14 protein-coding genes and 1 rRNA gene are annotated in these 20,427 nt (G+C 74.0%); 6 read left to right on the plus strand and 9 right to left on the minus strand.

What is annotated here, in order from left to right:
* Positions 1-105 (minus strand): 16S ribosomal RNA (locus tag IE225_RS30815); the annotation flags it as partial.
* Positions 106-686: 581 nt separating this feature from the next.
* Between IE225_RS30815 and IE225_RS30820 the strand changes: the two genes are divergently transcribed.
* Positions 687-1,136, plus strand: a complete 450-nt coding sequence (locus IE225_RS30820; protein ID WP_190060952.1) for a PTS sugar transporter subunit IIA — start codon at positions 687-689, stop codon at positions 1,134-1,136.
* An 81-nt stretch (positions 1,137-1,217) separates the two neighbouring features.
* Positions 1,218-2,888: a phosphoenolpyruvate--protein phosphotransferase gene (gene ptsP, locus IE225_RS30825; RefSeq protein ID WP_190060953.1), complete on the plus strand. Its 1,671-nt coding sequence runs from the start codon at positions 1,218-1,220 to the stop codon at positions 2,886-2,888.
* A 106-nt stretch (positions 2,889-2,994) separates the two neighbouring features.
* On the opposite strand, the gene IE225_RS30830 is transcribed toward ptsP, so the two are convergent.
* Positions 2,995-3,885, minus strand: coding sequence for a DUF8829 domain-containing protein (locus IE225_RS30830; RefSeq protein ID WP_190060954.1), 891 nt, complete (start codon positions 3,883-3,885; stop codon positions 2,995-2,997).
* Positions 3,886-4,032: 147 nt separating this feature from the next.
* Positions 4,033-6,000 (minus strand): acetoacetate--CoA ligase, encoded by a 1,968-nt coding sequence (locus tag IE225_RS30835; protein WP_190060955.1) that lies wholly within the window; start codon positions 5,998-6,000, stop codon positions 4,033-4,035.
* Positions 6,001-6,212: 212 nt separating this feature from the next.
* Between IE225_RS30835 and IE225_RS30840 the strand changes: the two genes are divergently transcribed.
* On the plus strand, positions 6,213-8,597 hold the full coding sequence (locus tag IE225_RS30840; RefSeq protein ID WP_190060956.1) for a glycoside hydrolase family 31 protein: 2,385 nt from the start codon (positions 6,213-6,215) through the stop codon (positions 8,595-8,597).
* A 13-nt stretch (positions 8,598-8,610) separates the two neighbouring features.
* On the opposite strand, the gene IE225_RS30845 is transcribed toward IE225_RS30840, so the two are convergent.
* Together IE225_RS30845 and IE225_RS30850 are read right to left on the minus strand one after the other, a co-directional pair.
* On the minus strand, positions 8,611-9,147 hold the full coding sequence (locus IE225_RS30845; protein ID WP_190060957.1) for an NUDIX domain-containing protein: 537 nt from the start codon (positions 9,145-9,147) through the stop codon (positions 8,611-8,613).
* 55 nt (positions 9,148-9,202) lie between these two features.
* Positions 9,203-10,138: a M15 family metallopeptidase gene (locus IE225_RS30850; RefSeq protein WP_190060958.1), complete on the minus strand. Its 936-nt coding sequence runs from the start codon at positions 10,136-10,138 to the stop codon at positions 9,203-9,205.
* 186 nt (positions 10,139-10,324) lie between these two features.
* On the opposite strand from IE225_RS30850, the gene IE225_RS30855 reads away from it, so the two are divergent.
* Both IE225_RS30855 and glpK read left to right on the plus strand, forming a co-directional pair.
* Positions 10,325-11,953 (plus strand): GGDEF domain-containing protein, encoded by a 1,629-nt coding sequence (locus IE225_RS30855; protein WP_190060959.1) that lies wholly within the window; start codon positions 10,325-10,327, stop codon positions 11,951-11,953.
* A 975-nt stretch (positions 11,954-12,928) separates the two neighbouring features.
* Positions 12,929-14,449, plus strand: coding sequence for a glycerol kinase GlpK (gene glpK / locus IE225_RS30860; protein ID WP_190060960.1), 1,521 nt, complete (start codon positions 12,929-12,931; stop codon positions 14,447-14,449).
* Between the two features lie 154 nt (positions 14,450-14,603).
* On the opposite strand, the gene IE225_RS30865 is transcribed toward glpK, so the two are convergent.
* From IE225_RS30865 to IE225_RS30880, 4 genes are all read right to left on the minus strand, one after another.
* Positions 14,604-15,215 (minus strand): GTP-binding protein, encoded by a 612-nt coding sequence (locus IE225_RS30865; RefSeq protein ID WP_190060961.1) that lies wholly within the window; start codon positions 15,213-15,215, stop codon positions 14,604-14,606.
* Between the two features lie 88 nt (positions 15,216-15,303).
* A complete protein-coding gene (locus IE225_RS30870) occupies positions 15,304-15,699 on the minus strand; it encodes a DUF742 domain-containing protein (RefSeq protein WP_190060962.1) in 396 nt (131 codons plus the stop codon).
* Between the two features lie 9 nt (positions 15,700-15,708).
* Positions 15,709-16,143 (minus strand): roadblock/LC7 domain-containing protein, encoded by a 435-nt coding sequence (locus IE225_RS30875; protein ID WP_190060963.1) that lies wholly within the window; start codon positions 16,141-16,143, stop codon positions 15,709-15,711.
* Positions 16,140-19,148, minus strand: coding sequence for a sensor histidine kinase (locus IE225_RS30880; RefSeq protein ID WP_190060964.1), 3,009 nt, complete (start codon positions 19,146-19,148; stop codon positions 16,140-16,142). The genes IE225_RS30875 and IE225_RS30880 overlap by 4 nt, the downstream gene beginning before the upstream one ends.
* Positions 19,149-19,583: 435 nt before the next feature.
* On the opposite strand from IE225_RS30880, the gene IE225_RS30885 reads away from it, so the two are divergent.
* On the plus strand, positions 19,584-20,180 hold the full coding sequence (locus IE225_RS30885; protein WP_373303292.1) for a hypothetical protein: 597 nt from the start codon (positions 19,584-19,586) through the stop codon (positions 20,178-20,180).
* The last annotated feature ends 247 nt before the right edge of the window (positions 20,181-20,427 follow it).

Consider the following 20,427-nt stretch of genomic DNA (forward strand, 5'->3'; position numbering starts at 1 on the left):
CACCCGTTCGCCACTAATCCCCACCGAAGTGGTTCATCGTTCGACTTGCATGTGTTAAGCACGCCGTCAGCGTTCGTCCTGAGCCAGGATCAAACTCTCCGTGAATGCCTTCCCCGGTACTCCGGGGCAACCACCACGAGAGCGGAACCAGGAGGGAGGAATCGTCCCCCCGGCTCCCAGCGTCCTCGCTGTGTGTGTTTCAAAGGAACCTCGCCACCAGACCCGGCACAAGACCGGTCCGGCGGACGGGGCATCAACATATCTGGCGTTGACTTTTGGCACGCTGTTGAGTTCTCAAGGAACAACCGCTTCCTTCGTACTCACCCCGGACCCCTCGGTCCCGGGCTTTCCTCCGGGCGCTTCCCTTCGGTGTTTCCCACTCTATCAGGGTTTTTCCGTCTCTCTGACCACCCTCCCGCAGGCACGCAGGAAGGATCCCGAGATAGGATCTGACGAGTTGGATACCGCCGGGTCGGCGCGCACAGCGCGTCACTCACCCCCGGCAGGAGTACAACTGTACACGGGACGTGGGAGCGGGTGCAAACCGCTTCGGTGGTACGCCAGGGCCGCCAACCGGGAGCTCTCGCACGTAAGCGGGATCACCCATGCCATACCCTGCTGACCAGTCGCCGTCCGGGACAGGCAGGGACGGCTCTTTTTGGATCTCCACCCCTGGGAGGCTTCCCATGACCACCGTGACGTCCCCCCTTGCAGGGCGCGCCATCGGGCTGGCCGCCGTGCCGGATCCCGTGTTCTCCGGGGCCATGGTCGGCCCGGGCACGGCCATCGACCCCGTACGTGAGCCGTCCGAGGCCGTCGCCCCCGTGGACGGCGTCATCGTCTCCCTCCACCCGCACGCTTTCGTCGTGGTCGACGCGCAGGGTCATGGCGTGCTCACGCACCTCGGCATCGACACCGTGCAGTTGAACGGCGAGGGTTTCGAGCTGCTCGTCAACAAGGGGGACACCGTCACGCGCGGCCAGGCCGTGGTGCGCTGGAACCCCGCGGCCGTGGAGGCGGCGGGCAAGTCTCCGGTCTGCCCGGTCGTGGCGCTGGAGGCCACGGCCGACTCGCTCTCCGAGCTTCGCGAGGACGGTGACGTGAAGGCCGGCGACAGCCTCTTCGTCTGGGAGTGACAACGATTTCCGCCGGAGACGGCGAGGTAGAGACAAGCAGCGCGGTGGACCGGATCCGCCGCTTTATCGGAGACGGGTGAGATGGAGACAACGCTGCGGGGCGTCGGCGTCAGCCACGGTGTCGCGATCGGGCAGGTCCGGCACATGGGGACGGCGGTGCTGGAGCCGCCGGTCAAGCAGATCCCGGCGGAGGAGGCGGAGCGTGAGCAGGGGCGCGCCCGCCAGGCCGTCGAGGCGGTGGCCGCCGATCTGGTGGCGCGCGGCAATCTGGCGGGCGGTGAGGCGCAGGCCGTGCTGGAGGCCCAGGCCATGATGGCCCAGGACCCGGAGCTGATAGCGGACGTGGAGCGGCGCATCACGGTCGGCAGCACGGCCGAGCGTGCGGTGTACGACGCGTTCGCCGCGTACCGGGCCCTGCTGGCCGGCGCGGGTGAGTACCTGGCCGGCCGGGTGGCGGACCTCGACGACGTGCGGAACCGTATCGTCGCTCGTTTGCTCGGGGTGCCGATGCCGGGTGTCCCGGACAGTGACGAGCCGTACGTCCTCGTCGCGCGGGACCTGGCGCCTGCCGACACGGCTCTGCTGGACCCGTCGCTGGTGCTCGGGTTCGTGACCGAGGAGGGCGGGCCGACGAGCCACAGCGCGATCCTGGCGCGGGCGCTGGGCGTGCCGGCCGTGGTGGCGCTGCCGGGCGCGACCGAGCTGGCCGAGGGCACGGTGATCGCGGTGGACGGCAGCACCGGTGAGATCGTCGTGGAGCCCGGCGAGGAGAAGAAGGCGCAACTGGAGGCGCTGGCCGCGGAGCGGAAGGCCGCGCTGTCCGCTTCGACCGGGCCGGGGGCCACCTCCGACGGCCACAAGGTGCCGCTGCTCGCCAACATCGGCGGCCCGGCGGACGTGGCGGCCGCGGTGGAGGCGGGCGCCGAGGGCGTCGGCCTGTTCCGTACCGAGTTTCTGTTCCTGGACGACAACAAGAACGCGCCGTCGGAGGAGAAGCAGGTCGCGGCGTACCGGCAGGTTCTGGAGGCGTTCCCCGAGAGCCGGGTCGTGGTGCGGGTGCTGGACGCGGGCGCGGACAAGCCGCTGGACTTCCTGACGCCTGCCGACGAGCCGAACCCGGCGCTGGGCGTGCGGGGTCTGCGGACCCTGCTCGACCATCCCGAGGTGCTGCGCACCCAGTTGACGGCGCTGGCGAAGGCCGCCGAGGGATTGCCGGTCTACCTCGAGGTCATGGCGCCGATGGTCGCGGACCGCGCGGACGCGAAGGCGTTCGCGGACGCGTGCCGGGAGGCCGGTCTGCGGGCCAAGTTCGGTGCCATGGTCGAGATCCCGTCGGCCGCGCTGCGGGCGCGTGCGATCCTGCAGGAGGTCGAGTTCCTGTCCCTGGGGACCAATGACCTCGCGCAGTACACGTTCGCGGCCGACCGGCAGGTGGGTGCCGTGTCGCGGCTGCAGGATCCGTGGCAGCCGGCGCTGCTCGACCTGGTGGCGATGGCCGCGGAGGCGGCGAAGGCCGAGGGCAAGAGCTGCGGTGTCTGCGGTGAGGCGGCGTCGGATCCGCTGCTCGCGTGTGTGCTGACCGGTCTGGGGGTCACCTCCCTCTCCATGGGTGCGGCGTCGATTCCCTATGTGCGGGCGGCGCTGGCCAAGTACACGCTGGCGCAGTGCGAGCGGGCCGCGGCGGCCGCCCGGGCGGCCGACAGCGCCGAGGAGGCGCGGCAGGCGGCGCAGGCGGTGCTGTCCGGGGAGTGATCCGGACGCGGCGGCGCGCCCGGTGGACGTGAGGGGCGCTCACCTTCGGGTGGGTGCCCTTTTCACGCCTCGCGGTGCCGGCTTCGGTGCCGCTCGGGTGCCGGATTCAGTGCCGGTGCCGGTGGAGTCCCTCCTCTCCGAGATCGGGGGGTTCGCAGTAGTCGACGCCGGACTCCGGGGAGATGAGGTCGCCGGACTCGGCGTCGGTGCAGTAGGCGTCGAAGACCTCACCGGCGGTCAGGGGGCGCAGGGTGTCGCCGCGCAGCCGCCAGCCGTAGACGCGGTCGGGGGTGTCCGGGGCGGTGGTGCGCATGACGAGACCCCCGGGGTTGCCGGTGGCGAGGCCGAGGGCCAGGACCGTGGTGAACTCGAGGGCTTCCGCCTCGTCGAGTCGGGTGGTGCCGTCGGCGTCCTGGTCGGCGTGGAGGACGGCGTCGAGGGTCTCGGGGGTGCTCGCGACGCTGCAGACCAGGTGCCGGTTGCCGGGCGGGGCGGTCTCCAGGATGCGAGTGAGGAGGGCCGTGGCGCGGGAGAACGCGGCGCGGCCGATGTCCTCGCCGCAGGACGGGCAGGGGCCGAGGCGGGCCAGGAGGGTCGAGGCGTACTCCCACGTCGCCTGGCGGACGGCTTCGTCGACGAGGGCGGGGAGCAGTTCGGTGAGCGGGCGGCCGTCGTAGGGCACGGTGGCGCCCGTGATGGCGAGTTCGGCGGTGAAGCGGGTGCGGCTGGCGGGGTCGTCGGGGGCGAGGCCGGTCTCGGCGCAGAAGTCGGCGTACTCCTGCGGGTCGAAGAGGGCCAGGGTGGTGTGGGTGCCCTGGGCAGCGCGGGTTTTGAGGACGGTCTCGGTCTGCTGGAGGTAGGTGCGGTGGTTGTCGAAGGAGAAGGTGCGGTAGCGCCGCATGGCGCGGAAGTCGTGTTCGTCGGTGAGCAGGCCGATGATGCCGGCGATCTCCCGGCGCAGGACGCGGCGCATGGTCCGGTGATCGGTGAACGCCATGGTTCCCCCCTGGGTGCGTGCGGTCGAGCGGTCGTCACTCAAAGTAACCGACGGCACTGACAACGGGGGACGGAGAGGGTGGTGGCCGTCCCCGGTCGTCCGCGCCGAGCGAGGAGGACCGGGGACGGCCGGGGACGGCTGGCGGGCTCAGGCGCGTTTGCGGGCCAGTTCCTCGTAGAAGCGGAGCACGTCGAGGTCGTCGACGGAGCCCGGGTTGACCGCCTTGTCCAGCGGGGTGCCCTGCAGCAGGCGCTTGACCGGGACCTCGATGCGTTTCCCGGTGAGGGTGTGGGGCACGCCGGGGGCCTCGATGATCTCGTCGGGGACGTGGCGCGGGGAGAGCTGCTCGCGGATGGCCTGCTTGACGCGCTGGACGAGGGCGTCGTCGAGGCGGGCGCCAGGGGCCAGTTGGACGAACAGGGGCATCCAGTAGCCGCCGTCGGGCTGTTCGATGCCGAGGACGAGGGACTCCTTGATCTCGGGGAGGCGTTCGACGACTTCGTAGATGTCGGCGGAGCCCATCCGGACGCCCTGGCGGTTGAGGGTGGAGTCGGAGCGGCCGTGGATGACGACGGAGCCGCGGGAGGTGACGGTGACCCAGTCGCCGTGGCGCCAGACGCCGGGGTACATAGCGAAGTAGCTGTCGCGGTAGCGGCTGCCGTCGGGGTCGTTCCAGAACCGGATCGGCATGGACGGCATCGGGGTGGTGACGACGAGTTCGCCGACCTCGTCGACCAGCGGTCTGCCGTCGGGGTCCCAGGCCTGCAGGTCGGTGCCGAGGCAGGGGGCCTGGAGTTCGCCGACGTGGACGGGGAGGGTGGGGACGGCTCCCGCGAAGCAGGAGCACACGTCCGTGCCGCCGCTGACGGAGGCGATCCACAGGTCGTCGCGGACCTCGTCGTGCAGCCAGCGGAAGCCGTCGGGCGGGAGGGGGGAGCCGGTGGTGGCGACGCACTTCACACGGGAGAGGTCGTGGTCGCGGGCGGGGTGGACGCCCGCCTTGCGGCAGGCCATGACGTAGGCGGCCGAGGTGCCGAAGAAGGTGGTGCCCGTGCGTTCGGCGACGCGCCACTGGGCGCCGGTGTCGGGGAAGCCGGGGCTGCCGTCGTAGAGGACGACCGTGGTGCCGGCCAGGAGGCCGGAGACGAGGAAGTTCCACATCATCCAGCCGGTCGAGGTGTACCAGAAGAACCGGTCCTCGGGGCCCAGGTCGCAGTGCAGGCCGAGCTGCTTGAGGTGTTCGACGAGGATGCCGCCCTGGGACTGGACGAGGGCCTTGGGCAGGCCGGTGGTGCCGGAGGAGTACAGCACCCACAGGGGGTGGTCGAAGGGCACCTGTTCGAAGACGGGGTCGGTGTCGCCGGACGTGAGGTCCGGCCATTCCAGGGCGCCCTCGGGTGCTTCGGTCCCCAGCAGGGGGATGTGGACGACCGCCCGCAGGGTGGGCAGGTCGCGGCGGAGTTCGGCGACGACGGCGCGGCGGTCGTGCTCCTTGCCGCCGTAGCGGTAGCCGTCGACGGCGAACAGGACCACGGGTTCGACCTGCTGGAAGCGGTCCAGGACGCTGCGGGCGCCGAAGTCGGGGGCGCAGGAGGTCCACACGCCGCCCACGGCCGCGGTGGCCAGGAGGGCGACGACGGCCTGCGGGATGTTGGGCAGGTAGCCGCTGACGCGGTCGCCGGGGCGGACGCCCAGGTCGCGCAGGGCGGCGGCGAGGGAGCCGACCTGGCGGCGCAGCTCGGCCCAGGTGACCGGGCGGGGGTCGTGGGTCTCGTCGACGTACAGGAGGGCGGGTTCGTCGGCGCGGGAGGCGGCCGCGCGCAGGGCGTGCTCGGCGTAGTTGAGCTTCGCTCCGGGAAACCACCGGGCGCCGGGCATGGAGCGGTCGGCCAGCACGCTCGTGTACGGCGCGGAGAACCGGACGTCGAACCACTGCGCCACGGCCTTCCAGAAGGTGTCGAGGTGGTCGACGGACCAGCGGTGCAGGGCCGCGTAGCCGCCCTCGGCCGGAGCTCCGTGGTGCTCGGCGGCCCAGGTGTGGAACCTGGTGATCCGGGCCTGGGCGATCTGCTGGGGGTCGGGCTGCCAGAGCGGCTGGGGGTTCGCGGTCGACATGAGCGGCTCCCGGGCTGTACGCGTCGTGTGCGTCCTCCGCGCACGGGCAGGGGGTGTGCGCGTGACGCGGCTGACAGGGACGATGCCATGTGATCGACTTCAATACCAGGGCTCGCCTCACATAGTCCGCCAAGTGAAGATGTGGTCGCGGCACGGGTAACGGCAGTTGAACGGTGCGTCCGCACCGGCTCGGCAATGGCAGGCTGAGCAGCATGGACGGTCGTGACCTGGTGCGTTCGGTGAGGGCGTTCGGTGCGGCGGGGGCGGCGCAGGGGTTGCTCACCGTGCGGGCGGCGTGGCGCCGCAGGCGGGCGGACGCCGCGGGGCTGCCGGCGCGGGGGACGGAGCGGGCGCGGACGCCGGGCCCCGTGCGGGGGGCGGAGCCGGAGCCGGGGGGCGGTGTGCTGCGGTTCGCCCGGTCGGAGCTGCGGATCACCGTCGTCGCGAACGGGGCCGTCTTCTGGGGCTGGGACGGGGCCGGCGCGCAGCCGTCGTACGCGCTCGGGGACCGGTGCCCCGAGCCGGACCCCCGGGCGGTGCTGGAGCCGGACAAGGACGGCGGCTGGCGGGTGGTCGCCGAGCGGGTCACGGTGGGCGTCTCGCGGCACGGCGCGATCGAGGTCCGCACGCGCGGCGGGGTGACACTGCGCCGTGACCTGCCGCCCCGCTGGTGGGAACCGGTGGGCGGCGGCCCGGCGCGGTGGATGCAGCGGGCGGAGGTGGCGCCGGACGCGCGGTTCTTCGGGCTGGGCGGGCGCGCGTCGGGGCCGCGGCTGCGCGACGGCACGTATCGGCTGTGGAACACCGACCCCGGCCGGCCCTTCGGGCCCGGTGACGATCCGCTGTCCGTCACCATGCCGGTGCAGCTGGTGGTGGCGGACGCCGGTACGCACCTGGTGTTCCACGACAACACCTGGGACGGCACGGTCACGCTGCGGGAGGGCGAGGAGGGGGCCGGTTCGGGGCACGACCGGGCCGGGACGTGCGAGCTGCGGATGGACGGCGGGCCGCTGCGGTGCTGGGTGATCGTGGGCAGCCCCGCGCGTGTGCTGCGCACCTGGGCGGCGCTGACCGGGCCGGCGGTGGTGCCGCCGGCGTGGGCGCTGGGCCACCAGCACGCGCGGCGGGACCTCGGCGACGAGCAGGAGGTGCGGCGGCTCGTCGCCGACCACCAGGAGCACGATCTTCCGCTCGACGCGGTGCACCTGGGCACCGGCCACCGCGACGGGCGGCAGGGGTTCACGGTCGACCAGGAGCGCTTCCCGAAGCTTTTGGTGCTGGCCGAGGAGCTGCGCCGGGACGGGATCCGGCTGGTGTCGGCCGTGGAACCGGCGGTGCGGGCCGCGCCGGGCGACGCCGTGTACGACGGCGGCCTGGCCGGGGACGCCTTCGTGCGGGACGCGTCGGGGCGGGTGGTGCGCGGCGTGGCGCGGTTCGGGGAGGCGGTCTTCCCGGACTTCACGCACCCGCGGGTGCGCGCGTGGTGGGGGCGGCTGTACGAGGAGCGTCTCGCGCAGGGATTCGCGGGTTTCTGGCACGGCGGGGACGAGCCGACGTCCTTGGCCGCGTTCGGGGAGGCCACCCTGCCGCGTTCGGCCCGGCACGCCCTGGAGGGGCGGGGCGGGGACCACCGCGAGGCGCACAACGTCTACGGCCTGTGCATGGCCCGCGCGGCCCACGAGGAGCTTGCGGCCCACGAGGAGCCGCGGGAGCCGGCGCCGCAGGAGCGGCCGTTCCTCTGCTCGCGCTCGGGCTGGGCCGGGATGCAGCGCTACGGCGGCGCCTGGTGCGGGGAGACGGCCGCCGGCTGGCCCGGCCTGCGGGCCGGCCTGTCGCTGGTGCTGGGGCTGGGGCTGTGCGGAGTGCCGTACTCGGGGCCGGACGCGGGCGGCTGCGACGGCGGCGAGTCGCCGGAGCTGTACCTGCGCCGGCTCCAACTGGCCGCCCACCTGCCGCTGTTCCGGACGCACGCCGGTCCCGGGGCGGGCGGCCGGGAGCCCTGGGAGTGCGGTCCGCAGGTGCTGGAGCAGGTGCGCGGGGTGCTCGCCGGGCGCCGGCGGCTGCTGCCGTACTTCGTGACGCTGGCGCACCTGGCGCGGCGCACGGGGGCGCCGTACGTGCGGCCGTTGTGGTGGGGCGCGCCGGAGGACCGTGCCCTGCGGGACTGCGAGGACGCTTTCCTGCTCGGCGACCGCCTGCTGGTGGCGCCGGTGCTGCACCCGGCGGTGGAGCGGCGCGCGGTGCGGCTGCCGCGCGGCCGCTGGTACGACACGGTGTCGGAACGGGCCTACGAGGGCCCGGGGCGGGTCCTGCTGGAGGCGCCGCTGTCGCGGATTCCGGTGCTCGCACGCGCGGGAGCCGTGATTCCGGTGCGCGGGCAGGACGGGGGACTGGAGCTGGAGGTGTGGGCGCCGGCCCCGGGGCGCGGCGGGCGCGGGCTGGTCGTACGGGAGGCGGGCGAGGGCCGGGACGAGCCGCGGATCGAACGCTACGTCACCCGCCGGCAGGGCCGGCGGGTCGTCGTCGAGCGGGAGCGGGAGGACGGTTCCGCCGAGCCGGACCGCCCCGTGCGCGTCAGGGGCCTCGCCGAGGGCTGAGCGGCGGCCGGCCTCAGACGTAGCGTCCCTCGAACCAGGCCCGCGCGGCGAGAGTGTGCAGCGGGAAGGCGAGCTCCTCGGGCCTGCGCAGCAGGTGCCGGCCCTCCGTCTCGTTCGTGGCGGCGAACGGCGGGAGGCCCTCGGCCGGGCGCTCGGGGAGCAGCCCGAAGAGCAGCAGGTGCCCGTCGGGCGAGCTCATCGCGTCGACGAGCCGCACGTCGCGGGCGGCGGCGTCGATGCCGGTCTCCTCCTTGAGTTCACGGACGACGGCCCGCCGCCAGTCCTCGCGGTCGTCGACGTACCCGCCCGGCAGGGCGACGCCCCCGCGCGCGGGGGCGACGGCGCGCGTGACGACGACCAGGCCGGTGCCCGTCGTGTCGTACACGGGCTGGAGGGCGACCGCCACCGGCAGCGGGTTGCGGTAGGCGACGGTGCCGCAGGCCGGGCAGGTGCGGGGCCAGCCGGAGACGCCCTGCCCGTAGGGAGCGCCGCAACTCGAGCAGTGGGAGCCCGGTATGGCGCCGGCGTTGGTGTGGTGGTTTTCGGACACGCGGCGGACTGTAGCCGATCACCGGCGGGGCGTCTTCGGCGGGCGGCCGTCCGGCTCAGCGCCCGGTGGTGAGGGACTTGGTGGGGGACTTGGTGAGGGACTTGGTGAGGGACTTCCAGGAGACGGGGAAGTCGAAGTAGGTGTCCGGGTAGGGCTCGGGCCGGTACGTGTAGTGCCACCACTCCTCGGCCAGGTTGACGAAGCCGAGGCTTTCCAGGGTGTTCTTCAGCAGCAGCCGGTTGGCGCGCTGCCGGCCGTGGATGCGCGGGTCGAGGGTGTGGGCGAGGGGGTCGAAGCAGTCGAAACCGGTGCCCATGTCGACGGAGTTGTCGGGGAAGCGGCGGTCCTTGGGGGCGTAGCAGGGGACGAGGGGTTCGCCGGGGACGTACGGCCGGGTGGGGAGGGCCGGGAGCCGCACGAGGGTGAGGTCGACCGTGGAGCCGCGGCTGTGGCCGGACTTCTCCGCGATGTAGCCGTCCGCGAAGAGCCGGCTCTTGTCGACGTCCGGGTAGAACTCCCCCTTCATGGCCTGGTCGTCGAGGTCCTGCGCCCAGCGGACGAAGTGGTTCACGGCGCGCTGCGGCCGGTAGCAGTCGTACACCTTGAGGCTGTAGCCGCGGCGCAACAGTTTCGTCTGCGCCCGGTGCAGGGCCCGCGCGGCGGGCCGGGTGAGGATGCACAGGGGCTGTTCGTAGCCGTCTACGGGTCTGCCGACGAAGTTGTGCGGGGTGTGGTAGCGGATCTCCTGGATGATCGTCGGGTCCACGGTGCTCAGGGCGACGAAGTCGGCCGGCGCCCCGGTTCCGGTCGTCGCCTGTGCGGTGGCGGGGGCGGGGGCGAGGACCGTGGTCAGCAGCGCGGCGAGCGCGGTGGCCAGGCCACGCAGTGCGGGGGCGAGGCCGCGCGGTGCGGGGGCGAGGCCGCGCGGTGCGGTGGCGAGGCCGCGCGGTGCGGTGGCGAGGCCGCGCGGTGCGGTGGCGAGTCGTGTCATGTCTCCTGCATGTAGCAGGAGTGCGGCCGCCGGGAAAGACGGCCCTGGTCCGGCGGCGCCGCGCGGACGTCCGCGGACGCGGGGGCGCGGTCCGGCATTTCGCACACAGAGTGATCAACGAGGAACTCTGTGTGAACGCCTCATGAACTGCGCCTGGGTGGGCCGCCGCGGCGCCATCATGCTCCCGTGCGCTCCTGGACGGAAAGTCTGCGTTTCGTGTTCCAGCCCGTGGTCAACCTGACGACCTTCGGGGTCGCGGCGCTCGAGATACTCGCCCGGCCGGAGACCGGCGACGTCCTGGGCGAGGCCCGCCGCGATCCGGAACTGGACGGCCGGCTCGCCGCCCTCGCCCTGCGGGCGGCGGCCCGCCGGGAGACGCTGCTGCCGCTGCACGTCAATGTCTTCGCCGGCACGCTCGCCGACCTCGGCGGCCTGGCCCCGCTGCACGACGCCGTGCGGGCGGCCGGGCGGCTGCCGTGGGAGGTCACCGTCGACATCGGGCCGCCGTTCACGCATGTCCCGCAGCGGGCGCTGCTGGACGCGGTGGCCGTGCTGCGCGGGCAGGGCTTCCGCATCAGCGCGGACGGCGTCGGGGACGGGGACGCTCCGCTGCGGCTGCTGACGGACCTCGCGCCGGACGTGGTGAAGCTGGACGCGTCGCTGCTGAGCCGTCCGGCGGCCGTGCGGGCGATGCGGACGCTGTGCGAGCAGCTGGGCGCGCTGCTGGCCGTGGAGGGGGTGGAAACCGAACGGCAGTGCGCGGCCGCGGTGTCGGCCGGGGCGCAACTGGCGCAGGGCGAACTGTTCGCGCCGCCGTCCCGGCTGCCGGTGGTGGACGTCTACGTGCCGCCCCGCACCCCCGGCGTCGTGCCGCCGCCCCGGTCGGGGCCGTCGGTGCGCGAGTTCCTGCGGCCGGCGGCGGTGCTTCCCATGACCGCGTCCGCCGCGCAGGTGCGGGCCCTGCTGACCTCGTCACCGGACGTGTCCGGAGTGCTGCTGGTGGACGGGGCCGGGGTACCGGTGCGGTCGGTGCACCGCTCGCGGTTCCTGCTGTCGCTGTCCGGGCGGTACGGCCACGCGCTCTACGCCGACCGCCCCGCGGCCAGGCTGGGCGATCCGCCGCGCACGGTGGACGTCGACGCCACCGCCTGGCAGGTGCTGGACGTGGTGGCGGTCGGCGACCGGGACCGCACGTCCGACGACGTGGCGGTGGTGGACCACCACGGGCGGTGCGTGGGCGTGGTCCGGCTCGCCGACCTCGTACGGGCCCTGGCCGAGACGCGGGTCGAGGAAGCGGCGGGGCTGAACCCCCTGACCCGGCTGCCCGGCTCCGACGCGATCACCGGCGAGGTGGACCGGCGGATCGCCGCCGGGCGGCTCTTCGCGCTGAGCTGGCTGGACATCGACCACTTCAAGCAGGTCAACGACGGTGCCGGGTTCGCCGCGGGCGACGAGCTGATCCGGGCCGTGGGGCGCGCGCTGCAGCAGGCGGCGCACGGGGCGACGCGGGTGGGGCACATCGGCGGCGACGACTTCCTCGTGCTCGCCGAGCCCGGAAGTCTCGAACCGCTCGCGGCACGCGTCCTCGACGCGCCCTGGTCGGCGGGCGGGCTGCCGGTCACGCTGTCGCTGGCCACCGTCGTGTGCGCCCCGGGCAGCGTGGCCGACCACCGGCAGGCCGCCGCGTGCCTGGCGCCGCTGAAGAAGGCGGCGAAGGCGCTGCGCGGGGGCAGTTGGGTGCTCGGGCACGCGGGGCTGCCCGGGCACGAGATCCGGCGCGGCGGCTCGAGGGCCACGACGGTGCGGGCGGGCTGACGGCCGGTGGGGGGGCGCCGCCGTGACGGTACGCCGGATGCGGTACGCCGGATGCGGTGGGGCGTGCGGCCGCCGGGTGGCGCCGGCCGCCGGGACGGGCGGTTTTCCGGGCGGTGTTCATGCAGGCGGTGTTCTGCGCTGTTCTTCCGGGCGGTGTTCTGCGCTGTTCTTCCGGCGGCGCCCCGCCCCGCCGGGCGGCGCCGTTGCCGTCGGCGGCCTTGACGCCCCCCGGGTGCCGGGGAAGACTGCCGGTGACAGTCGGCATCGTCGTATATTCCGGGCGTAACCGGGCGAGGACCCGGCCGGGTCGGCGCGAGGTGCGGCCCGCCGTCGGGGCCGGCCGCGCCGGCACGCCCGTCACGGGCGCCGGGCCGGGCGCGGAAGGATGCCGCCCTCGGCCGGCGTCGCCAGGAGACACGCAGTCCTGCAGGGAGACCGGGGTGCGCCCCGGCGCGGGCCCGGGAGCCGCCATGGGCAACGGCAACGCTCTGCGCCGCAGGGGCGCGCGCGGCCGGCGTTCCCCGCCGCACCGCGGATCCGGGGTCCGGTCACGGGCCGGGGCGCGAAGATCGCCGCGACGGCCGGGCCGGGACTGCCTATCCTGGCCTTCGGGCTGACGAACGGACGGAAGACGTCCGCGGCGGCCCCATGGACACCCCGTCCACCGTCGCGCGGCCCGGTCCGCGCGACACGCACAGCGGCATACAGCGGCATACAGCGGCATACAGCGGCACAACGACACGACCGCACAACGGCACGGCGGCACAACGCTCGTGGAGCCGGCGCACCGACGGCCCACCGGCCGGGCGGGTGGACCACCCACAGCACACCGAGGACGCACCGGCCCGGCGGCCGGCGTCACCAGGCGGCCTTGCGACCGCAGTCATCCGTTCCCTCAGTCATCCGTCCCCGCAGTCACCCGTCCCCGCAGTCTTCTGTCCCCAGCGACCCGTCCCCAGCGACCAAGGGGGAGCCATGACGGACACCGCCGAGAAGTACGTCGCCGCGATCGACCAGGGCACCACGTCGAGCCGCTGCATCATCTTCGACCACAACGGCGCGATCGTCGCCGTCGACCAGCGCGAGCACCGCCAGATCTTCCCCAAGCCCGGCTGGGTGGAGCACGACGCCACCGAGATCTGGTCCCGGGTGCAGGCCGTGGTGGCGGGCGCGCTCGCCAAGGCCGGTCTGCGCGCCGGCCAGCTCAGCGCGCTGGGCATCACCAACCAGCGTGAGACGACGGTGCTCTGGGACCGGGCCACGGGCAAGCCGGTGCACAACGCCATCGTCTGGCAGGACACCCGCACCGCCTCCCTGTGCCGGGAACTGGGCGGCAGCGACGGGCAGGACCGGTTCCGCGAGCCGACCGGGCTGCCGCTGGCCAGTTACTTCTCCGGGCCCAAGGCGGCCTGGCTGCTGGACAACGTGCCCGGGTTGCGGGCCCGCGCCGAACGCGGCGAGATCGCCTTCGGCACGATCGACTCCTGGCTGATCTGGAACCTCACCGGCGGCACCGACGGCGGGCGGCACGTCACCGACGTGACCAACGCGGGCCGGACCATGCTGATGAACCTGCACACCCTGGAGTGGGACTCCTCGATCCTCTCCGCGATGAACGTCCCCGAGGCGATCCTGCCCGAGATCAGATCCTCCGCCGAGGTGTACGGCACCGCGGTCGGCCAACTCGCCGGCGTACCGGTGGCCTCCGCCCTGGGCGACCAGCACGCGGCGGTGTTCGGGCAGGCCTGCTACGAGGCGGGCACCGCGAAGAACACCTACGGCACGGGCAGTTTCCTGCTGCTCAACACCGGCAACCGGCCGGTGCCGTCGAAGAGCGGCCTGCTGACGACGATGGGCTACAAGATCGGCGACGAGGCCCCGGTGTACTGCCTGGAGGGGTCCATCGCCATCACGGGCGCCCTGGTGCAGTGGTTCCGCGACCAGCTCGGCATCATCCGCACCGCGGACGAGATCGAGCCGCTGGCGGCGAGCGTCGAGGACAACGGCGGCGCGTACATCGTGCCGGCGTTCTCCGGCCTGTTCGCGCCCTACTGGCGCTCCGACGCGCGCGGCGTGGTCACGGGCCTGACCCGCTACGTCACCAAGGCGCACCTCGCGCGGGCGGTGCTGGAGGCGACCAGCTGGCAGACGCGTGAGGTCGTCGACGCCATGTACCAGGACTCCGGGGTGCACATCACCGCCCTGAAGGTGGACGGCGGCATGACCAAGAACAACCTGCTCATGCAGCACCAGTCGGACGTGCTCGGCGTGCCGGTGATCCGGCCGAAGGTCTCCGAGACGACCTGCCTGGGCGCGGCGTACGCGGCCGGGCTCGCCACCGGGGTGTGGAACGGCCTGGACGAGCTCGAGGCGCACTGGCAGAAGGACGTGGAGTGGACCCCGGCCATGGAGGACGCGGTGCGCGACCGGGAGTACCACAACTGGAAGAAGGCCGTGGAGCGCAGCTTCGGCTGGGTGGAGGACGCGGAAGGCTAGGCGCCGGGGCGCCGGGTCCGGCGGACGCCCGTCGGCGGCCGGGCACCCGGGCATGCGCGCGCGGCCCTCCGCCTGCCGCGCGCGTGCCCGGGTGCCCGCGGTGTCCACGTGCCCACAGTGCGCGCGGTGTCCAAGTGCCCGCAGTGCGCGGGGGTCAGGTGGTGACGGCCGGGCGGGCCGGGCGGCGAGCGGCGCGGGTCATCGCGTGTTCGACGACCCCGACGAGGACCTCCTTGACCGACTCCCGGTCCCGCGCGTCGCACAGCAGGAGGGGGACGTGGTCGTCGAGATCGAGGGCCCGGCGGATGTCCTCCACCGGGTACCGGGCGGCGCCGTCGAAGCAGTTGACGCCGACGAGGAAGGGGATGTCGCGCCGCTCGAAGTAGTCGACGGCGGCGAAGCAGTCCTCCAGGCGGCGGGTGTCGACGAGGACGACCGCGCCCAGCGCGCCCTCGGCGAGTTCGTCCCACATGAACCAGAACCGCTCCTGCCCGGGCGTTCCGAACAAGTACAGCACCAGGTCCTCGCGCAGCGTGATGCGCCCGAAGTCCATCGCCACGGTGGTGGTCCGCTTGCCCTCCACGCCGCGCAGGTCGTCCACCGGGCGTCCCGCCTCGGTGAGCAGCTCCTCCGTGCGCAGCGGCCTGATCTCGCTGACCGCACCGACGAAGGTCGTCTTGCCCACGCCGAAGCCGCCGGCCACCAGGATCTTGAGCGTGACCGGCTCGGCCGGCGGCCTGCCGCGCTCGGAACGCCCGAGGATCATCGGTGAGTTCTCCTGATCGATGAGATCGATGAGATCGATGAGATCGATGAGTCGGTGGAGCCGGGGCTCCGGGGGTCGCCCGCCGTGCTCACAGCGCCCTCAGGCCGTTGATCACGTCGCGCAGGATACTTTCGTCCGGCAGCTCGGCCGGCGGCACCGGGCGGGTCACATGGACCAGTTCCCCGTCCACGAGATCCCCGACGAGCACCCGGACGACCCCGAGCGGAAGGTCGAGTTCGGCGGCGAGTTCCGCGACCGACCGGGGGGTGTCGCGGCACAGTTCGACGATCCGCACGTGTTCCGGCGACAGCGTCTGGTCGGCCTCCGGGTCCGCCACGTGCGGTTCGGTGAGGACCACCGCGATCACATCGAGGCGGTGCTGGGCCGCGTGGCTGGTGCGGCCGCGCGTCATGGCGTACGGCCGGACCACCGGCCCGGCCTCGTCGTCGAACCAGTGGTCTCTCGGCTGCCCGTCTCCGCTCATACCCTGTCACTACCCGCCTGCGGGCAGGTCGGTGCGCGGAGCGGTGCCCAGGTGCACGCCGACACGCTTGACCAGGAGGGTCATCTCGTAGGCGACCTGTCCCAGGTCCGCGTCGGCGTCCGCGAGGACGGCGAGACAGCTGCCGTCGCCGGCGGCCGTGACGAACAGGATGGCGTCGTCGAGTTCGACGACCGTCTGCCGGACGCTGCCCGCCTCGAAGTGCCGGCCCACGCCCTTGGCGAGGCTGTGGAACCCGGAGGCCACGGCGGCCAGGTGCTCGCTGTCCTCCCGGGTCAGGTCCTGGGACGCCCCGGTGGGCAGGCCGTCACTGGAGAGCACGATGGCCTTGCGGATGCTGGCGACCCGGCCCACGAGGTCGTCGAGGAGCCAGTTGAGCTCGCCGTTGGTGGCCGCGGCCCGGCCGGTCGTCTTCGGTGCGGTCATCGACCGTCCCCCTTAGTGGTTCGTTCGGCGGTGGTGCGGTGGGCGTCGTCGCCCGAGGCGTTCTCCTCGCGGCCGCGCCGCCAGCCGCGCTGGAGCGAGGCCATCCGGTTGCGTACCTCGTCGGCGTCGCGGTCGGCGGCGGCCGGCCGGTCCTCGACGGGCCGGCGCGGACTCTGCCGGAGCTGCGGGGCGAGGCTGGCCTGCCGTACCCGGCGCGGCAGCCCGCCGGTGCCGGACCCGACCCGCGCCGGCGTCCCCGGTGCGCTCCGGCCGTCGGTGCGGGAGTCATCGGTGCGCTGCGGGTCTTCGGTGCGCTGCGGATCTCCGGTGCCGTGCGGGGCGTTCGGGAGGTCCGCGGCGCGGCGGGGGCGCCGGGGGAGGTCCGCGGCGGGCTCGGTGCGACCGGAGGCGGAACCGGCGGCGCGCTCGGCGGGCTCGCCGCGGTCCGGCGCGGCCGGGGGTTCGGCGGGCCGGCCGCGGCGGCCGGCGGGTCCGGTGGCGGGCTCGGTGGCCGGCGGCTCACCGCTCTGCCCGCGGCGGTCGGCGGGGTCGGCCGAGGTCCGGGCCGGCGGGGTCTCGCCGCGGCGCCGGACCGGCAGCGGCCGGGAGCCGTCCGGCTGCGGGTCGCCCGCCGCCTTCACGGGGTGCCCCTGCGCGGTGTCGCGCCGGGAGCGGGAGCCGGTGACCGGGCGTCCGTGCGAGCTGACCAGCTTCGGCGTGCGCCGCCGCGGCAGCGGGACCGGTGCGCCGGAACCGTCGCCCCTGTCGTCGCCGTCGCCCCCGTCGCCCCCGTCGCCCCCGTCGCCGCCGGACGCCGCGGGAGGCTCCTCTCCGCGGCGGCGCGGCGCGCCGGCGTCCGGGCCGGCCAGGAAGCGGCGCGGGCCGAACAGGCCGCCCCCGTCGCCGTCCTCGTCGTCGAGGACGTCCGAGAAGTCCTCCAGGGCGTCCAGGTCGACCGGCGCCTCCAGTTCGACCGGCCCGTCCAGCAGGGCGGGCAGCCCGGGGGGAGGGGCGGGGACCCGGGACAGTGCGTTCCGGCGGCTGCCGCGCCGTCCGGACTCCCGCGCGGGACGGTCCCGGTCGAGCCGGAAGCCGAGGCCGTTGGTGTCGGGCACGTCGTCCGTCAGCAGCGCGTCGGGGACGAAGACGACGGCGGTGGTGCCGCCGTACGGGGAGGGCTGCAGGGAGACGCGGACGTTCTGCCGCTGGGCGAGCCGGCTGACCACGAACAGGCCGAGCCGGTCGGTGTCGGACAGCTGGAACTCGGGGGTCTCGGCCAGGCGCAGGTTGGCGTCCAGCAGCGCCTCGGCCGCCATGCCGAGGCCGCGGTCGTGGATCTCCAGGGTGAAGCCGTTGGCGACGCGTTCGCCGAGGACCTGCACGGCGGTGTGCGGCGGCGAGAACACCGTGGCGTTCTCGAGCAGTTCGGCCAGCAGGTGGGTGAGGTCGGCGACGGCCGGGCCGGTGACCGCGATCCGGGGCAGGCGGCGCACCTCGATGCGCTCGTAGTCCTCGACCTCGGCCACGGCGGCGCGCACGACGTCCATGAGCTGCACCGGCCTGCGCCACTGCCGGGAGGGGGCCGCGCCGGAGAGGATCACCAGGCCCTCGGCGTGCCGGCGCATGCGGGTGGTGAGGTGGTCCAGGCGGAAGAGGTCGGCCAGTTCCTCGGGGTCCTCGGTGCGGCGCTCCATGGCGTCGAGGAGGGTGAGCTGCTTGTGCAGCAGGACCTGGCTGCGGCGGGCGAGGTTGACGAACACCTCGGAGACGCCGGCGCGCAGCTCGGCCTGTTTGACGGCGGCCTCGACGGCGGCGCGCTGGAGGGTGTTGAGGGCCTGGCCGACCTCGCCGATCTCGTTGCGGTCGTACTCCAGGCGCGGCACCTCGGTCTCCACGTCGACCTGTTCGCCGGCGGAAAGGCGGCGCATGACGGCGGGCAGGCGCACGCCGGACGCCTCGTGCGCCTCCCGGCGCAGCTGCCTGAGGTCGCGGACGAGGCCGCGGCCGATGCGGACGGACACCAGCAGGGACAGCACCACGGCGGCGAGCCCGATGACGCCGGCCACGGCCGCCTTGGCGATGACGGTCACGGCCACGGGGTGGACGCGGTCCTGGTAGCGGTCGCCGGCCTGGTCGTCGAGGGCGCGCAGTTCGTCGAGGGTGTGGGCGGCGGCCTTGTCCCAGCTGCGTGCGGTGACCTCGCGGGGGGTGCCGGAGGAGGTGGCGAGGACCGCGCGCTCGGCCGCGCGCAGAGGGGCCGTGGTGGCGTTCTTCCAGAAGCTCTCGTAGCGTTCGCGCTCCGACGCCGGCAGCAGGGGCAGGGCGATGTCGTACAGGAGGGTGCGCTGGGCGATCAGGTCGGAGACGTCGCGGACCTCGTCGCGAGTGAGGGTGCCGACCACCAGGGCGGAGCCGAGCAGGGCGTCCTCACGGGAGAGGAACTCGCGGGCCCGGTTGACGTTGACCAGGGCCCGGGCCTCCTTGTCCATCTCCACGCTGTCCACGCCGTCGAGGGCGGCCAGCAGGGTGTAGCAGGGGTCGACCAGGCGGTCGTACAGGTCGAGGGCCTGGGCGCGGGTGACGGTGCCGTCCTGGACGCTGCCGCGCAGGGTGTCGATGCCCTCGAAGGCGTCCAGGAGCGTGGTGAGGTGCCTGGCGTCGTCCTCGTCCAGCGCGTCGCGCACGTCCGGCTTCCTCGCGTTCCCGCGGATCTCGGCCATCGCCCGGTCCGTGACCGTCCGGGTGCGGCGCAGCGCGGTCCAGGCGTCGGAGGAGCGCGGATCGGCGAGGTAGACCAGGCTCTGGCGGCGCTCCTGCTGCAGGGCGCGGACCGCGTCCTCGGCGGGGTAGCCGAGCTGTTCGACGACCGACGTCACCGCGAACAGCCGGGTGACCTCCTGGCCGGTGAGGACCGCGGCGAAGGCCCAGATGACGGTCAGGGACACCAGCGGCACGAGGAGCAGCGCCACGATCTTCCGGCGGATGGACTTCCCGCGAAAGCGCATGGCCTCCCCCAGCTCGCCCCCGCGGCAGGGGGCACACGTGCGTCAGCAAACGGCGCGAGCCTACTACTGACGCCCGGATAACTCGAAGACCTGTCCGGAAGCTGAACTTCCGCGCGGGAGGCGGGAGATGCCGGGCCGCCGGGTATGACGGGGCATCAACCTCCCGGGCCGGCGGGCGGCCGAGGGGCCACACGGGAGCGGCGGACACGGGTGGTTGGCCGATTCTTTTCCCGGCCCGGGATCTTTTGGATCTTTTTTGGGAATCTTCGGCGTGCGCCGTTCGTCCATCTCTACGGGAGATGAAGGCGAAATGGGCCACAGGAGCCGCGTCGGGCAACTGGGCCGCGTACGGCGGCACGAGCCGGGCACCCAAGGGGAGTCGGGGTTCTCGAAGGCCCGGTGAGTGGTCCTGTGGTGGTGGGGAGTGACATGGCGATGGGCACGGCGGAGCGGCGCGAGGCACCCGGCGGGGAACGGGTGACGCGTGGGACGGCGGAGCGGGGCGCCGCGGTCGCGGAGCACGCGGAGCACGCACCCGCGGAGTACGCGAACTCGGAGTACGCACACGCGGAGTACGGGGACGCGGCGCACGCCGGAGTCGATGCGGGCGGCCGGCCGGCGGCCGCCGAGGAGCAGGCGCGGATCAGGCCGTTGTGGGTGGAGGAGCCGGCGCGCCGGCATCCGCTGCCGGATCCGGTGCGCACGGCGGCCGTGCGGGCCGTGCTGATCATCGCCGTGACGCTGATTCAGGCGACGGTGGCGTTCCTGTGCACCATGGCGGGCTCCTGGCTGGCGTTCCCGATGGTGCTCAGCAGCGTCGTCAGCACCGTGGTGGCCACCTGGGCCGTGCTGGACGTCTGGGTGACCCGCCAGGTGTGGAGCCAGCGTCACGGCGTGGTGACCGAGCCCAGCAGCGCCGCGCGGGCCCTGCGGCGCGAGCGGCGCCGCGCCCGTCGGCGGGCACGGGCCGAGGCGCGGGCGCAGGAGCGGATACGCCGGCGGGGCAGGGCCGGGCAGTTGTCGCACTCCTGACGCCCGTCGGACGCCGCCCCGCGTGACGCGCACGGTGCCGCCGTCGCGGCGCCGGCCGGCGAGCCGGAGGCGCGCACCGTGCCGGTCGGGCCGCGAGTCCGGCTTCGGCGCAGCACGGCACCGGGCGCGCGGTGTGGGCGGTGCGGCCGGTGCGGCCGCCCTCCGGCGGCCCGGGCGTCCGCGGACGACCGGCCCGCGCACGCCCGGGCCGCAGGCCGGCCGTCCGCGGCGGGAAGTGCGCGAGTCG

The sequence above is a fragment of the Streptomyces echinoruber genome (assembly GCF_014651135.1).
Classification (GTDB): Bacteria; Actinomycetota; Actinomycetes; order Streptomycetales; family Streptomycetaceae; genus Streptomyces; species Streptomyces echinoruber.

Bases quoted from the DNA above. Each gene is read 5' to 3' on its own strand.
- IE225_RS30820 (WP_190060952.1), top strand. From the start codon at position 687: ATGACCACCGTGACGTCCCCCCTTGCAGGGCGCGCCATCGGGCTGGCC.
- ptsP (WP_190060953.1), top strand. From the start codon at position 1,218: ATGGAGACAACGCTGCGGGGCGTCGGCGTCAGCCACGGTGTCGCGATC.
- IE225_RS30830 (WP_190060954.1), bottom strand. From the start codon at position 3,885: ATGGCGTTCACCGATCACCGGACCATGCGCCGCGTCCTGCGCCGGGAG.
- IE225_RS30835 (WP_190060955.1), bottom strand. From the start codon at position 6,000: ATGTCGACCGCGAACCCCCAGCCGCTCTGGCAGCCCGACCCCCAGCAG.
- IE225_RS30840 (WP_190060956.1), top strand. From the start codon at position 6,213: ATGGACGGTCGTGACCTGGTGCGTTCGGTGAGGGCGTTCGGTGCGGCG.
- IE225_RS30850 (WP_190060958.1), bottom strand. From the start codon at position 10,138: ATGACACGACTCGCCACCGCACCGCGCGGCCTCGCCACCGCACCGCGC.
- glpK (WP_190060960.1), top strand. From the start codon at position 12,929: ATGACGGACACCGCCGAGAAGTACGTCGCCGCGATCGACCAGGGCACC.
- IE225_RS30865 (WP_190060961.1), bottom strand. From the start codon at position 15,215: ATGATCCTCGGGCGTTCCGAGCGCGGCAGGCCGCCGGCCGAGCCGGTC.
- IE225_RS30870 (WP_190060962.1), bottom strand. From the start codon at position 15,699: ATGAGCGGAGACGGGCAGCCGAGAGACCACTGGTTCGACGACGAGGCC.
- IE225_RS30875 (WP_190060963.1), bottom strand. From the start codon at position 16,143: ATGACCGCACCGAAGACGACCGGCCGGGCCGCGGCCACCAACGGCGAG.
- IE225_RS30880 (WP_190060964.1), bottom strand. From the start codon at position 19,148: ATGCGCTTTCGCGGGAAGTCCATCCGCCGGAAGATCGTGGCGCTGCTC.
- IE225_RS30885 (WP_373303292.1), top strand. From the start codon at position 19,584: ATGGGCACGGCGGAGCGGCGCGAGGCACCCGGCGGGGAACGGGTGACG.